12 protein-coding genes are annotated in these 13324 nt (G+C 72.0%); 6 read left to right on the top strand and 6 right to left on the bottom strand.

Annotated features, from left to right (window positions below):
- Positions 1 to 38 precede the first annotated feature (38 nt).
- Positions 39 to 905: a tetratricopeptide repeat protein gene (locus ACZ9QC_RS30005; RefSeq protein WP_472915964.1), complete on the top strand. Its 867-nt coding sequence runs from the start codon at positions 39 to 41 to the stop codon at positions 903 to 905.
- Between the two features lie 294 nt (positions 906 to 1199).
- Here the strand turns inward: ACZ9QC_RS30005 and ACZ9QC_RS30010 are convergent, their stop codons facing one another.
- Positions 1200 to 1856, bottom strand: a complete 657-nt coding sequence (locus ACZ9QC_RS30010; protein WP_472915965.1) for a TetR family transcriptional regulator — start codon at positions 1854 to 1856, stop codon at positions 1200 to 1202.
- Between the two features lie 217 nt (positions 1857 to 2073).
- Here ACZ9QC_RS30010 and ACZ9QC_RS30015 point away from each other — a divergent pair, with 217 nt between their 5' ends.
- From ACZ9QC_RS30015 to ACZ9QC_RS30025, 3 genes are read left to right on the top strand one after another with little or no spacing between them, the layout of a single operon-like run.
- Complete coding sequence (locus tag ACZ9QC_RS30015) at positions 2074 to 3510, top strand: glycosyltransferase family 4 protein (RefSeq protein WP_472915966.1); 1437 nt, start codon at positions 2074 to 2076, stop codon at positions 3508 to 3510.
- The gene (locus tag ACZ9QC_RS30020) at positions 3504 to 4268 is read left to right on the top strand and encodes a class I SAM-dependent methyltransferase (RefSeq protein WP_472915967.1); all 765 of its coding nucleotides are present in this window, start codon (positions 3504 to 3506) and stop codon (positions 4266 to 4268) included. The genes ACZ9QC_RS30015 and ACZ9QC_RS30020 overlap by 7 nt, the downstream gene beginning before the upstream one ends.
- Positions 4265 to 5332, top strand: coding sequence for a prenyltransferase/squalene oxidase repeat-containing protein (locus tag ACZ9QC_RS30025; RefSeq protein ID WP_472915968.1), 1068 nt, complete (start codon positions 4265 to 4267; stop codon positions 5330 to 5332). The genes ACZ9QC_RS30020 and ACZ9QC_RS30025 overlap by 4 nt, the downstream gene beginning before the upstream one ends.
- A 188-nt stretch (positions 5333 to 5520) precedes the next feature.
- Here ACZ9QC_RS30025 and ACZ9QC_RS30030 read toward each other — a convergent pair whose 3' ends face one another.
- From ACZ9QC_RS30030 to ACZ9QC_RS30045, 4 genes are all read right to left on the bottom strand, one after another.
- Positions 5521 to 5808, bottom strand: a complete 288-nt coding sequence (locus tag ACZ9QC_RS30030) for a hypothetical protein (protein WP_215455131.1) — start codon at positions 5806 to 5808, stop codon at positions 5521 to 5523.
- Between the two features lie 75 nt (positions 5809 to 5883).
- The gene (locus ACZ9QC_RS30035; RefSeq protein WP_472915969.1) at positions 5884 to 6894 is read right to left on the bottom strand and encodes an LLM class F420-dependent oxidoreductase; all 1011 of its coding nucleotides are present in this window, start codon (positions 6892 to 6894) and stop codon (positions 5884 to 5886) included.
- Between the two features lie 122 nt (positions 6895 to 7016).
- Entirely contained in the window at positions 7017 to 7844 is an 828-nt protein-coding gene (locus tag ACZ9QC_RS30040; protein WP_472915970.1) for a hypothetical protein, read from the bottom strand.
- A gap of 350 nt (positions 7845 to 8194) precedes the next feature.
- Positions 8195 to 9199, bottom strand: a complete 1005-nt coding sequence (locus tag ACZ9QC_RS30045) for an N-acetylmuramoyl-L-alanine amidase (protein ID WP_472915971.1) — start codon at positions 9197 to 9199, stop codon at positions 8195 to 8197.
- Between the two features lie 112 nt (positions 9200 to 9311).
- Here ACZ9QC_RS30045 and ACZ9QC_RS30050 point away from each other — a divergent pair, with 112 nt between their 5' ends.
- Both ACZ9QC_RS30050 and ACZ9QC_RS30055 read left to right on the top strand, forming a co-directional pair.
- Positions 9312 to 10019, top strand: a complete 708-nt coding sequence (locus ACZ9QC_RS30050) for a hypothetical protein (RefSeq protein ID WP_472915972.1) — start codon at positions 9312 to 9314, stop codon at positions 10017 to 10019.
- Between the two features lie 197 nt (positions 10020 to 10216).
- Positions 10217 to 12460, top strand: a complete 2244-nt coding sequence (locus ACZ9QC_RS30055; protein ID WP_472915973.1) for a restriction endonuclease — start codon at positions 10217 to 10219, stop codon at positions 12458 to 12460.
- A gap of 19 nt (positions 12461 to 12479) precedes the next feature.
- On the opposite strand, the gene ACZ9QC_RS30060 is transcribed toward ACZ9QC_RS30055, so the two are convergent.
- Complete coding sequence (locus ACZ9QC_RS30060; RefSeq protein WP_472915974.1) at positions 12480 to 13175, bottom strand: class I SAM-dependent methyltransferase; 696 nt, start codon at positions 13173 to 13175, stop codon at positions 12480 to 12482.
- Positions 13176 to 13324 lie beyond the last annotated feature (149 nt).

Consider the following 13324-nt stretch of genomic DNA (forward strand, 5'->3'; position numbering starts at 1 on the left):
TCGGCACACGAGCGAACACACACGCGGGGCGGGAAGAAGTGCGAAAGTCCGAGGCCAAGGAGCTGATCGAGCAGGCGTACGCGGCCTGGGACGCCGAGGAGTGGCAGCGCGCCGCCGACCTCTACGAACAGGTGCTCGCCCATTTTCCGGACGAGAAGCCGAGCGCGGCGTGGTGGTACGACGCCGCGCTCGGCCACAAGTTCCTGCGCCACTGGGACAAGGCGTTCGAGCTGGGCGTCCAGGCCGCCGCCCGCGCGCCGCGCGGCGAGGGTGACCCCGCGTTCTGGAACCTCGGCATCGCGGCGACGATCCGCCGCGACTGGGCGGTCGCGCGCGACGCCTGGGCCGGTTTCGGCATCCGGATGCCGGACGGCGAGGGCGAGATCGAGGGCCGCTTCGGTCACGCCTGTGTGCGCCTGGACACCGACGGCCGGCACGAGGTGGTGTGGATCGAGCGGCTGTGTCCGACGCGCGGCCGCGTGGTGAACGTCCCCGTGACGGGCGGCCGCCGCTACGGCGAGATCGTCCTGCACGACGGCGAGCCCAACGGTGAACGCGTCGTCGACGGCTCGACCTTCCCCGTCTTCGACGAGCTGCTGCTCTTCGAGGCGTCCGACCTACCCACCCTCGAAGTGACGGTCGCGGTCGGCGAGAGCGGCGACCTGGAGGCGCTGGCCGCGCTCTTCGGCGAGCACGACTTCGGCGCGGAGACCGCCGACAGCCTCACCGTGCACTGCGCCTGCTGCAGCGAGGGCACGCTCCACAAGGAGCCCGCGCCGACCCGCACCGGCGCCCAGCGTTTCCGCCTCGCGGCCCCGGAGGAGGACGCCCGACGGCTGCTGGACCGCTGGGCGGGCGAGAAGGCGATCGGGCGGAGCTGGAGCGGGCTGGAGACCATGGGCTAGGGGTGGGCCGAAGATCATGCTCTGCCGGGTAAAAAATCCCATATGAGGGGTTGCATTCCCGTATGAGCGTTCTATCGTGGAAATCAGCCTACGAGACGAGTGAGGGAGCCGACCGGAGTAGCCGACATGGGCGAGAGGTAGCAGATCCGCCGGTGCCGACGTCGACGGTCGGGCTGAGAGGCCGGAAGGCAGCAGGACAGGGCCGGAAGGCGACCCCAGCACCTGATCCGGGTAATACCGGCGCAGGGAACCCGTCTCGTAGGTCTTTTCGTGTGCCCGCCGCCGGTTCCGGCTCTACGGCTTCGTGCCCGGCGCCGTCAGGTCGATCAGGCGGCACACCGTCTCGATGTCGATCTTCACCTGGGCGATGGACGCGCGGCCGGAGAGCCAGGTGATCAGGGCCGAGTGCCAGGTGTGCTCGATGACGCGGACGGCGGAGAGCTGCTCGGCGGTCGGGTCGTCCAGCCCCATGGCGTCGAGGATGATCGCGGTGGTCTGGTGGGAGACCTGGTCGACCTCGGGGCTGACGCTGCGGTCGGCGAAGGTGAGGGCGCGCACCATCGCGTCGGCGAGGTGGGGCTCGCGCTGCAGGGCCCGGAAGGCGCGCATCAGGGTCTCGGCGACGCGCTCGGCGGCCGTCTCGCCGGTCGGGGGCTTCTTGCGGAGCGTGCCGTGCATGTGCTCCAGCTGGTCCTGCATGGTGGCGACCAGCAGGTGGATCTTGGAAGGGAAGTAGCGGTAGAGGGTCCCCAGGGCGACCTGTGAGGACTCCGCGACCTCGCGCATCTGCACGGCGTCGAAGCCCCCCCGGCTGGCCAACTGGGCGCTCGTGTGCAGGATGCGGCGCCGACGGGCCTCCTGGCGCTCGGTGAGGGGCGGCGAATCCGGTCGCGCGGTGCCGGCATCCACCTTCGCCTCCAGCTTGGTCTCCACCTTGGCTTCCGCAGGCATGGTTCTCGTTCCGTGACAGTCGTGACGGTCGGTGAGGATATGCGATCACAGAGCATGCCAGGGCGTGTGCCGTGGCGTGAATCACCTGATCCATCTCTCACAGCGGTTCTACCAGCCGGTAGATTCAGAGCCTCTTGAACGATCAACTCTGAAACTTGTTCTAGATTACCGTCTCGTCGTAATCTCACGGGAAATCGCAGTGAGAAGGGGGCCAGGAGTGACCGCTGAGGCCAGTCGGGCGGGGTCCGGACGTGACCTTGCCGCCGACGGCGGGCGACCGCTCGACATCGCGCTCCTCACCTATAAAGGGAACCCGTTCTGCGGGGGCCAGGGCGTCTACGTACGGCACCTCTCGCGCGAGCTGGCCCGGCTCGGCCACCGCGTCGAGGTGATCGGCTCCCAGCCCTACCCCGTGCTCGACGAGGACGCCGTCCCCGCCGACGGACCGGGCCGGATCTCCCTCACCGAGCTGCCCAGCCTCGACCTCTACCGCCAGCCCGACCCCTTCCGCACCCCGAAGCGGGACGAGTACCGCGACTGGATCGACGCCCTCGAAGTGGCGACGATGTGGACCGGCGGTTTCCCCGAGCCACTGACCTTCTCGCTCCGCGCCCGCCGCCATCTGCGCGCCCGGCGCGGCGAGTTCGACGTCGTCCACGACAACCAGACCCTCGGGTACGGACTGCTGGGGGACGTGGGCGCCCCGCTCGTCACCACCATCCACCACCCCATCACCGTCGACCGGCAGTTGGAGCTGGACGCGGCCGAGGGCTGGCAGCGCCGGATGTCGGTGCGCCGCTGGTACGCGTTCACCCGTATGCAGAAGCGGGTCGCGCGACGGCTGCCGTCCGTGCTCACCGTCTCCGGCACCTCCCGCCAGGAGATCGTCGACCACCTCGGCGTGCGCGACGACCGCATGCACGTCGTGCACATCGGCGCGGACACCGACCTCTTCTCGCCGAATCCCGAAGTGCCGCAGGTGCCCGGCCGGATCGTCACCACCTCCAGCGCCGACGTGCCGCTGAAGGGGCTCGTCTTCCTCGTGGAGGCGCTCGCCAAGGTGCGCACCGAGCACACCGCCGCCCATCTGGTCGTGGTCGGCAAGCGGCCCACCGAGGGCCCGGTCGCCCAGGCGATCGAACGGTACGGCCTCGAAGGCGCCGTCGACTTCGTCAAGGGCATCTCCGACGCCGAACTCGTCGATCTGGTCCGCTCGGCCGAGGTCGCCTGCGTGCCCTCGCTGTACGAGGGGTTCTCGCTGCCCGCCGCCGAGGCCATGGCCACCGGTACACCACTGGTCGCCACCACCGGCGGGGCCATACCGGAGGTCGCCGGACCCGACGGCGAGACCTGCCTCGCGGTGCCCCCGGGCGACCCCGGCGCCCTGGCCACCGCGCTCGGCCGCCTCCTCGGCGACCCCGGCCTGCGGCAGCGGCTCGGCCGCGCGGGGCGCGAGCGCGTACTGCGGCGGTTCACCTGGGCCAAGGCCGCCGAGGGCACGGTCGCCCACTACCGCGAGGCGATCGCCCGCACGACCGTCGACGCGGGCAGGACCGTCGAGACCGCCGGCGCGGCCGAGACCGCCGAGACCGTCGAAGAAGCAGCAGACACACACCGCGAAAGCGCCAACCGCGAAAGCAGGGCCACGTGCTGACCGTCGACTTCTCCCGGTTCCCGCTCGCCCCGGGGGACCGGGTCCTGGATCTCGGCTGTGGAGCGGGCCGGCACGCCTTCGAGTGCTACCGGCGAGGCGCCCAGGTCGTGGCCCTGGACCAGAACGCCGAGGAGATCCGCGAGGTCGCCAAGTGGTTCGCGGCGATGAAGGAGGCGGGCGAGGCCCCCGAGGGCGCCACCGCCACCGCGATGGAGGGCGACGCCCTCGCGCTGCCCTTCCCCGACGAGTCCTTCGACGTCGTCATCATCTCCGAGGTGATGGAGCACATCCCCGACGACAAGGGCGTCCTCGCCGAGATGGTCCGGGTGCTGAAGCCCGGCGGCCGCATAGCCGTCACCGTGCCGCGCTACGGCCCCGAGAAGGTCTGCTGGGCGCTCTCGGACGCGTACCACGAGGTCGAGGGCGGCCACATCCGCATCTACAAGGCGGACGAACTGCTGGCCAAGATCCGCGAGGCGGGCCTCAAGCCGTACGGCACCCACCACGCCCACGCCCTGCACTCGCCCTACTGGTGGCTGAAGTGCGCGTTCGGCGTCGACAACGACAAGGCGCTGCCCGTGCGGGCGTACCACAAGCTGCTGGTCTGGGACATCATGAAGAAACCCCTGGCCACGCGGGTCGCCGAGGAGGCGCTGAACCCGCTGATCGGCAAGAGCTTCGTGGCGTACGCGACCAAGCCGCACCTTCCCCGGATCACCGGGGAAGCCGGGACCGAGGCCGGGGCGGACACCAAGTGACCACTCCCCGGACAGAACACCTGGTCCTGCCCGGGGTCCTCACCGCGGAGGAGGCCGCCGCCACCGTGCGGGGCGTCCTCGCGGTGCAGCGCCCGGACGGCGCCATCCCGTGGTTCCGCGGACACCACCTCGACCCGTGGGACCACACCGAGGCGGCCATGGCCCTGGACGCCGCCGGTGAGCACGAGGCCGCCGAGCGCGCCTACGAGTGGCTGCGCCGGCACCAGAACGAGGACGGCTCCTGGTACGCCGCGTACGCCGACGGCGACGCCCACGACGTCACCGACCGGGGCCGCGAGACCAACTTCGTCGCCTACATCGCCGTCGGCGTCTGGCACCACTACCTGGCCACCGGCGACGACACCTTCCTCGACCGCATGTGGCCCGCCGTCTACGCGGCGATCGAGTGCGTCCTGCGGCTCCAGCAGCCCGGCGGGCAGATCGGCTGGAAGCGCGAGGACGACGGCACACCGGTGAACGACGCCCTGCTGACGGGGAGTTCGTCCATCCACCACGCGCTGCGCTGCGCCCTCGCGATCGCCGAGCAGCGCGAGGAGCCGCAGCCCGACTGGGAGTTGGCGGTGGGTGCCCTCCGGCACGCGATACGCCGGCACCCCGAGCGGTTCCTGGACAAGGACCGCTACTCGATGGACTGGTACTACCCGGTGCTCGGCGGCGCGCTCGCCGGCGCCGAGGCCAAGTCCCGCATCGAGGAAGGGTGGGACCGCTTCGTCGTTCCCGGCTTCGGTGTCCGCTGTGTGGTCCCCAACCCCTGGGTGACCGGTGGCGAGTCGGCCGAACTCGCCCTGGCGCTCTGGGCGATGGGCGAGTCCGACCGCGCCCTGGAGATACTCCAGTCCATCCAGCACCTCCGCGACCCCGACTCCGGCCTGTACTGGACGGGGTACGTCTTCGAGGACCGGGCGGTCTGGCCCGAGGAACTCACCTCCTGGACCGCGGGTTCGCTGCTGCTGGCCGTGGCCGCGCTGGGGGGCGACGAGGCGACGTGCGCGGTGTTCGGAGGGGAGCGGTTGCCCTCCGGGCTGGACGCGGAGTGCTGCTGAAGTGAGGGGCGCGTCGTCGGGTGCGGGTGCGTGGGGCTTCTCGCGCAGTTCCCCGCGCCCCTAAAAAGACCAGGCCCTGCGGGCCTGAAAGACCACGGCCCTGCGGGCCTGAAAAGCACGGGGCGCAGCCCCGGCTTTTCAGGGGCGCGGGGAACTGCGCGACCAGCCCCCACCGGACCCGCACACGCTCAATGGCGGTGCATCCGGTTGGCGATCGCATGCCCCACGAACAGGTAGACGACGGCCGCCAGGCCATAACCGGCCACCACCCTGGCCCACTGCTCGTCGAACGTGAACAGGTCGTGCGACCAGCCGGCGAGCCAGCGGGCCGCGTCATGGACGAACTGCACGAAGTCGTTCGCGCCGTTCGCGCCCAGCAGGTACATCAGGATCCACAGGCCGAGGATGAACGCCATGACATCGGCGACGATCGCGATGATCCGGCCCGCCTGATTGGAACCGCTATATCGAGACATGCCTGACGGGTTGCCCGTCGGCCCCCGGCCAAACCTCGCCCGCTGCCACGAGCCCCCTCGACGCCCCCCGACCTCCTAGGAGTTGAGCTCCGCCAGCACCCGCAGCGTGTGCGGATCGGGGGCCAGCACCAGCAGGTCCGTCACCGGCCCCTTGCGCCACGCCTCCAGCCGTTCCGCGATCCGTTCGCGCGGCCCGACCAGCGAGATCTCGTCCGCGAACGCGTCCGGCACGGCGAGCACGGCCTCCTCGCGCCGCCCGTCGAGGAAGAGCCGCTGGATGCGCCGGGCCTCCTCCTCGTACCCCATGCGGGCCATGAGGTCGGCGTGGAAGTTGCGCCGGGCGTGGCCCATCCCGCCGATGTAGAAGCCGAGCATGGCCTTCACCGGCAGCAGCCCCTCGGCGACATCGTCGCAGACCCTCGCCCGTGCCATGGGCGCGATGAGGAAACCCTCGGGTGCGTCGGTCAGCGAGGCCTCGTAGACCTCGGTCCGCGACGGCGACCAGTACAGCGGCAGCCAGCCGTCCGCGATCCGGGCCGTCTGCGCGATGTTCTTCGGCCCCTCCGCGCCGAGCAGGACGGGGAGATGGGCCCGCAGCGGGTGGGTGATGGGCTTCAGCGCCTTGCCGATGCCGGTACCGTCCGGCCCGTCGTAGGGGAGGGGGTGATAACGCCCGTCGAGTTCAACAGGTCCCTCCCGCCTGAGCACTTGGCGTACGACGTCGACGTACTCCCTGGTCGCGGTGAGCGGCGATCTCGGGAACGGCCGCCCGTACCAGCCCTCGACGACCTGCGGGCCGGAGAGCCCGAGCCCCAGCATGGCCCGGCCGCCGGAGAGATGGTCCAGGGTCAGGGCGTGCATCGCCGTGGTGGTCGGCGACCGGGCGGCCATCTGCGCGACGGCCGTGCCCAGCTTGATCCTGGACGTCCGCGCCGCGATCCAGGTGAGCGGTGTGAAGGCGTCCGAGCCCCACGACTCGGCGGTCCACACCGAGTCGTACCCGAGCCGCTCCGCCTCCTGGGCGAGCGGGACATGGTCCGCCGAGGGGCCGCGCCCCCAGTAGCCGAGTGCCAGACCGAGCCGCATACGCCTGCCTCCTGACGGTGCGTCAGCTGTACGGGGCGGGAGGCGACTGTACGGCAACGGCCCCCCGCCCGGAAGGGCGAGGGGCCGTCAGGCCGTCGTACGGCGACGTTGTTCGTGCCGGGTCAGCCGCGCTGGATGCCGCTGGTGTCCTGGAGGACACCACGACGGCCGTCCTGCGTCTGGGCGACCAGGTTGGCGCCGCGCTGCTCCACCGCCAGGTACCAGGTGCCCGGCGCCAGTTCGGCGATCGTCGACTGCGAACCGTCCTCCGCGAACAGCGGACGGGCCACCGGCACCGCGAACCAGAACGGCGAGAAGTCGCTGGCCGGCGGCGGCGCCGCAGCCTGCTGCTGCGGAGCGCCACCGAACGGCGCCCCCGGACCGGGCTGCCCGGGCTGCGGCTGACCGCCACCGAAGGGACCCGGCGCACCGGCGCCCGGGTACCCGTAACCACCGGGCGGCTGGGCGCCGTACGGCTGCGGGGCGGCCGGACGCGGCGCACCGACGAGAGCGGCCTTGAGGGCGGGGACGAGGGGGGTGGCGACGGCGGCGGCGGCCAGGAGCAGCGCGGCGATCAGACCGAGGATGAGACCGGCGCCGGACTCGGGCTCCGAGCCGCCGAAGCTGCCGAAGAACTCCTCCATCGCTCCCAGCGGGTCGATGATCGACCAGAACGAGGTCCACGCGGCGAAGATCGTCAGGGCCACCCCGAGCTGGCCGAGGTCGAGACCGACGACCTTGGGCGGCTGCGGCAGCGCACGGGCGATGACGATCAGCACCGCACCGATGATGCCGCCGACGTACATGCTCATCACCAAGCCGAGGTTGTCCCAGGCATTGGGGATGTCGTCGCCGGAGCCGTCGAACGTGTCGAGGAACGACGCGATGAACAGCAATACCGCTGCTCCGATCACGACGCCGTCGCCTCTGGTGAGGGAGCGGATATTCACTTCAGGTCCTTCGTCAGTCGTCTCGTCGTCGGTGGAGGCGTCGCCGTCACCATGTCGCCGTCAGGCCGTGGTGGGAAGCGCGGGGGTGGCCCCTCATCGTAGGGACGACCTTATCGCCCGACCGACGTGGGTGTCCGCCGGGATGACCGCGACGATCACGACCCGCCCGCTACCCGCGCAGAAAACTCACGATTCCCTCAGAGGTTCCCCCGCGCGCATCCTGTCCGCCAGGCACCGCTGGTCAGCGGTGCCCCGTCATGGATATCGCGTATCCCCGCGCACTCGATGAACTCGGCGGGAACTGTTGACAGATTGAGACCGCCACACGCATTCCCCAAAGGGAAAGTTGTTCAATTTTCGAGGAAGCTGGTGATGCCGTCCGAGATTCCCCGGGCCGCTTTCTGGCGCCAGGCTCCGCTGGTGAGCTGCGCCGCGTCCTTGCTGTCGCGCATGTTGCCGCACTCGATGAACACCTTCGGGACCGTGGAGAGGTTGAGGCCGCCGAGGTCGGTGCGGGTGACGATGCCGGTGCCGTCGCCGACGTAGTTGGAGGGGGCGCTGCCGGTCGCGCGGACGAAGTAGCCCGCGACGCGCTCGCCGAGGTCACGGGACGGGGCGACGATGGGCCGGGTGTCCGCGGCGCCCTCGTTCACCGAGCCCGGCAGGATGACGTGGAAGCCGCGGTTGCCGGACCCGGAGCCGTCCGCGTGGATCGACACCACCGCGTCCGCCTTCGCCTCGTTGCCGATCCGCGCCCGCTCGTCGATGCACGGACCCCACGCGCGGTCGTCGTCCTGCGTGAACTTCACCGTGGCGCCCTGCTGCTGGAGGAGCGTGCGCAACCGGCGGGCGACGTCCAGCGTGAACTCGGCCTCCAGGTAACCGACGTTGGTGGTCGTCCCCGTCGTGTCGCACTCCTTCGCGTGCGTCCCGACGTTCACCTTGCGGTTGATCTCGGCGGTGTGCTGGAAGTTGCCGGGGTTGTGCCCCGGGTCGATGACGACGACCTTGCCCTTCAGGGGCCCCGTCGCGGCCGGCGCGGAGGCGGAACCGGAGGGGCTCGCCTTCTTGCCGTCGCCGTCCTCCTCGCCACTGCCACGGCCGCCGTCACCGTTGCCGGCGTCGGTGGGCGCGGTGGGATCGCCGCTCGCCGGGGGAGTGGTCGCCGACCGCGTCTGCGGCACCTTCGCGCTGTCCGACCCGCCGTCCCCGCCTCCGGAACCCCCGGTGACCTGCCAGACCCCCCACCCGGCCACCGCCCCTACCACGACCGCGGCCACCGCCACGGTCAGCGGACGGCGAAGGGCGGAACGGCGGGGCTGGGGCGGATCGAAGTCCGGGCCTACGTACGACACGCCTGCCACCTTACGGGTCGGGCGGCACACGGGCGGGAACCCCTGGCGGCACCGCGCGGGGTTCGGCGGCGCCGACTGGACCCGTCGGCCGTCGGCAGGTCAGAGTACGGGGATGATCGAGGTGGTGATCGCGGTCCTCGGGGCCGTGGTGGGGGCTTCGGCGCTCGTCGTCAGCATCGCCGGGCACCGTCACAACGTCCGTCAGGCCGCTCGGCTGGCCGATCGGGAACGCCGTATCGAGGACCGCGAACGCGAGGCGGACCAGCGGGAGAAGCTGATCCAGTCGTCGCTGCTGCACGTCACCATGGGCAGCAGCCGCTCGGTGCTCGCGGACGGATACGCGCGGTGGCACCTCGAAGCGGTCAACACCAGCAACCAGCCGCTCGTCCAGGTCGCCGTCCACTACGACGGCGTCCGCCTCGACGGCCGGGAGATCCTTCCGGCCGGCGGCCGGCTCACCGTCGGCCTCCCGATGACCTCGGCCACCGGCTCACCGCCCTCGCCCCTGCTCTGCTCCGTCGAGTTCACCGACTCCTCGGGCAACCGCTGGCGCCGTCTGGCCACGGGCCGGCTCCAGCCATGGGCGACCGGAACCGGCGACGAGGCGGACTGGCAGCCGCCCCTGGCACCGATCGTCGGCCCCCTGCCGGCCCCTCTGATCCACGGCAGCCCCGCCGGCCGCGCCCGCCCGCCGCGCCAGGAAACCCCGCCGCCCGCGCCGCCGCGCCCCCTCCCCACCCGGGCCTACCGCGCGGCGGTCGCCGCGGTGGTGGTCGTCGTGGCGGCCGCTGTCTATCTGCTGGTCCGGTACATGGGGTAGGGGGCGGGAAGCCGCCCCACGGGCAGTCCCACGGGCAGTCCCACGGGCAGTCCCACGGCCGACGACCGACGTGCGGCTGACCAGCGGTAGCGGTAGGCGGACGCGCCGTCGCGGGATAAAGTCGTGCGGTTACGTCTGGTTGTGGGGGCGGGGCCTGGTCGCGCGGTCGGGGGCCCCGGTGGGAGGGCCTGTAGCGCATGAGTCGTCGCTCCAACGGGTTGGCCGGCATCTGGGCCGAGGCACAACGCCAGCAGCAGCGTCAGTCGGAGGAGCGGGCCCGGCAGCAGCGCGAGTACGAGCGGCGACAACGCGCGTACCAGCGGGAGGTGGCCCGCAGCCAGCGCGAGCAGCAGGTGGCGTACCGGCAGCAGCGCGAGGCGGAGGCGCGGCGGCGTACGGAGGAACTGGACTCGTGGGTACGGGCGTTGGAAGGGCTGTTGGTCGCGGGCTGCCGGGCCCCGGCGTTCAGGGCCGCGTCCCTCACCCGTTCCGAACGCCTGGAGCCCTTCTCCCCGGGGCCGCTCGGGCAGCCCGTTCCCATGCCGGAACCCGACCACTACCAGGCGCAGGGCGGTTGGTCCGCCCAGCGGCGCGCCCAGGCGCAGGCCGAGGCGCGCGCCCGGTTCGAGCACGACTGGCACGCGGCCCAGGCCGCCGAGGCCCAGAGGCAGCAGCAACTGGCCCGGTACCAGCGGCAGTACGAGCAGTGGGCGGAAGGTCAGCGGACGGAGATCCGGCGGCACAACGCCGGGCTCGCGCAGATGGCGAGCGCACTGCGCGACGGCGACCCGGAAGCCGCCGTCGACTACTTCTCCGCCGCCCTCTACGCCTCGTCCGCCTGGCCCGAGGGCTTTCCGCGCGGAGTCCGCGCCGCCTACGACCCGGCGGCACGGCAACTGGTCCTGGACTGGGAACTGCCCCGGTACGACGTCGTCCCCGAGACGAAGAGCGTCGTCTACATGCCGAGCGTCGACCAGGACAAGGAGCGCCCGCGCCCGGTCACCCAGCGGCGGGCCCTCTACCGTGACGTCCTCGCCCAGTGCACCCTCCTGGTGCTGCACGACCTGTTCGCCGCCGACGAGTTCGGCGCGCTGGAGTCGGTCGTCCTGAACGGGTTCGTGGACGACCACGACCCGGTGACCGGGCGCCGCGCCGAGCTCTTCCTGGTGACCGTCACGGTGCCCCGGCCGGTCTTCGCCGAGCTGCACCTGGAACAGGTGAGCGCCGTCGACTGTCTGACGGACGGCCTACGGGGACAGCTGTCCGCACGACCGGACCAGCGCACCGCCGTCCGCCCCGGACGCAGGCCCGACGACGTGGGCGACGGTGTCGTCGTCCACGGCGGCGAGGACGAGCCGGACCTCCTGGAGATGGACCCCCTCGCCTTCGAGGCACTGGTCGCGGAGCTGTTCCGGGCCATGGGGATGCAGGCCGTCACGACCCAGCGCTCGGGCGACGGCGGGGTGGACGTCGACGCCCTGGACCCGACCCCGATCCGCGGCGGCAAGATCGTCGTCCAGGTCAAGCGCTACCGCAACACCGTCCCGCCGAGCGCCGTCCGTGACCTCTACGGCACGGTCCAGGACGCCGGCGCCAACAAGGGCGTCCTGGTGACGACGTCCAAGTTCGGCCCCGGCTCCCACACCTTCGCCAACGGCAAACCGCTGGAGCTGATCTCGGGCCGCGAACTCGTCGACCTGCTGCACCGGCACGGGCTGCGCGGGCGCCTGGGCCCCGGTGAGCGCCCCGCGCCGGTGTCGTCGACCGACGCCACCGTGGTGATGCCCTCGGCCGACGCCACGTTGGTGATGCCGATGGCCGATCCGACGGTGGTGCTGCCCACGGCCGACCCCAGGCTGCCCGCCCAGCGGACCTCGCCGGACGCGACGGGAGGGGCGGGGGCAGCGTCCGGGGTGGCTCCGGGCCCGACCACGGACGCTCGCCCCGGGGACCCCGGGGACTACAGCGTGCTCGGCATGTACTGGACGGGCGGCGTCGCCGTGGACGTCTGCGCGCTCGTCTGCCACGGCAACCGCGTCCTCAGCGACGACCACTTCGTCTTCTACAACAACCTCCGCACCCCCGACGGCGCGGTCCGCGTCGTCCCGCCGACCGTCCCCGACAAGGCCGCGATCCAGGTCTCCTTCGACGCGCTGCCCGCGACGGCCGACCGTCTGGTCCTGGTCGCCGCGATCGACCCGGCCGTGAACCCCGACGCCGACCTCTCCGGCTTCACCGACGCCGGCATCCGCCTCCTGGACCCCTCCCGCGCCGAACAGGGCCGCCTGGACGTCTCCGACGGCCGCGCCGCCGAAACGGCCCTGACCCTCGGCTCCTTCCGCCGCCGCACCAACGGCGACTGGGACTTCGTCGTGGGCGGCAAGGGGTACGGGGGCGGTCTGGAGGAACTGGTGCAGGACTACGGCATGGACGTGGCCTAGCCGGGTCCGGCATCGCGGCTCAGATGCCGGTGCCCGTCCGCCGCAGCACCCGCAGGGAGTCCGTGGCCGAGACCTCGGTGAAGGCGCCGGAGGCCAGGGCGCGGAGGTAGACGCGGTACGGGGCCTGGCCGGTGAACTCGTCCTCGGGGTCGGGGAAGACGTCGTGGATGACGAGGAGGCCGCCCGGGGCGATGTGCGGGGCCCAGCCCTCGTAGTCGGCGGTGGCGTGCTCGTCGGTGTGGCCGCCGTCGATGAACACGAAGGCCAGGGGGGTGCCCCAGAACGCGGCGACCTGCGGGGAACGGCCGACGACCGCGACGACGTGGTCCTCCAGGCCCGCGCGGTGGAGGGTGCGGCGGAAGGTGGGGAGCGTGTCCATGCGGCCCACCTCGGGGTCGACGGTGGACTCGTCGTGGTACTCCCAGCCCGGCTGCTGCTCCTCACTGCCCCGGTGATGGTCGACCGTGATCGCGGTGACCCCGGCCGCACGCGCGGCGTCGGCCAGCAGGATCGTGGACCGGCCGCAGTACGTCCCCACCTCCAGCAGCGGCAGCCCCCGTCGGCCCGCCTCGACGGCCGCGGCGTAGAGCGCGAGCCCTTCCGCCACCGGCATGAACCCCTTGGCCCCCTCGAAGGCGCCGAGAATCTCCGGCGCGGGCGCGGGCGCGGGCGCCGGCGTCGGCGGGGCCGGGTGCGGGTGGGGTGCCGCGGGCATGGGTCCTCCGTGTGATGGTCGTACGAGCGGGGGCGCCCCATGCTGCCATGCGGTGCGCGCCGGGTGGGGCCGGGTGTTCGGCTGCGGGTGCGTGGGGCTTCTCGCGCAGTTCCCCGCGCCCCTGAAAAGCACCGGAGGACCCATGCCCA

It is taken from the genome of Streptomyces sp. HUAS MS02, from assembly GCF_055702265.1.

Bases quoted from the DNA above. Each gene is read 5' to 3' on its own strand.
- ACZ9QC_RS30010 (WP_472915965.1), bottom strand. From the start codon at position 1,856: ATGCCTGCGGAAGCCAAGGTGGAGACCAAGCTGGAGGCGAAGGTGGAT.
- ACZ9QC_RS30030 (WP_215455131.1), bottom strand. From the start codon at position 5,808: ATGTCTCGATATAGCGGTTCCAATCAGGCGGGCCGGATCATCGCGATC.
- ACZ9QC_RS30035 (WP_472915969.1), bottom strand. From the start codon at position 6,894: ATGCGGCTCGGTCTGGCACTCGGCTACTGGGGGCGCGGCCCCTCGGCG.
- ACZ9QC_RS30050 (WP_472915972.1), top strand. From the start codon at position 9,312: ATGATCGAGGTGGTGATCGCGGTCCTCGGGGCCGTGGTGGGGGCTTCG.
- ACZ9QC_RS30055 (WP_472915973.1), top strand. From the start codon at position 10,217: ATGAGTCGTCGCTCCAACGGGTTGGCCGGCATCTGGGCCGAGGCACAA.
- ACZ9QC_RS30060 (WP_472915974.1), bottom strand. From the start codon at position 13,175: ATGCCCGCGGCACCCCACCCGCACCCGGCCCCGCCGACGCCGGCGCCC.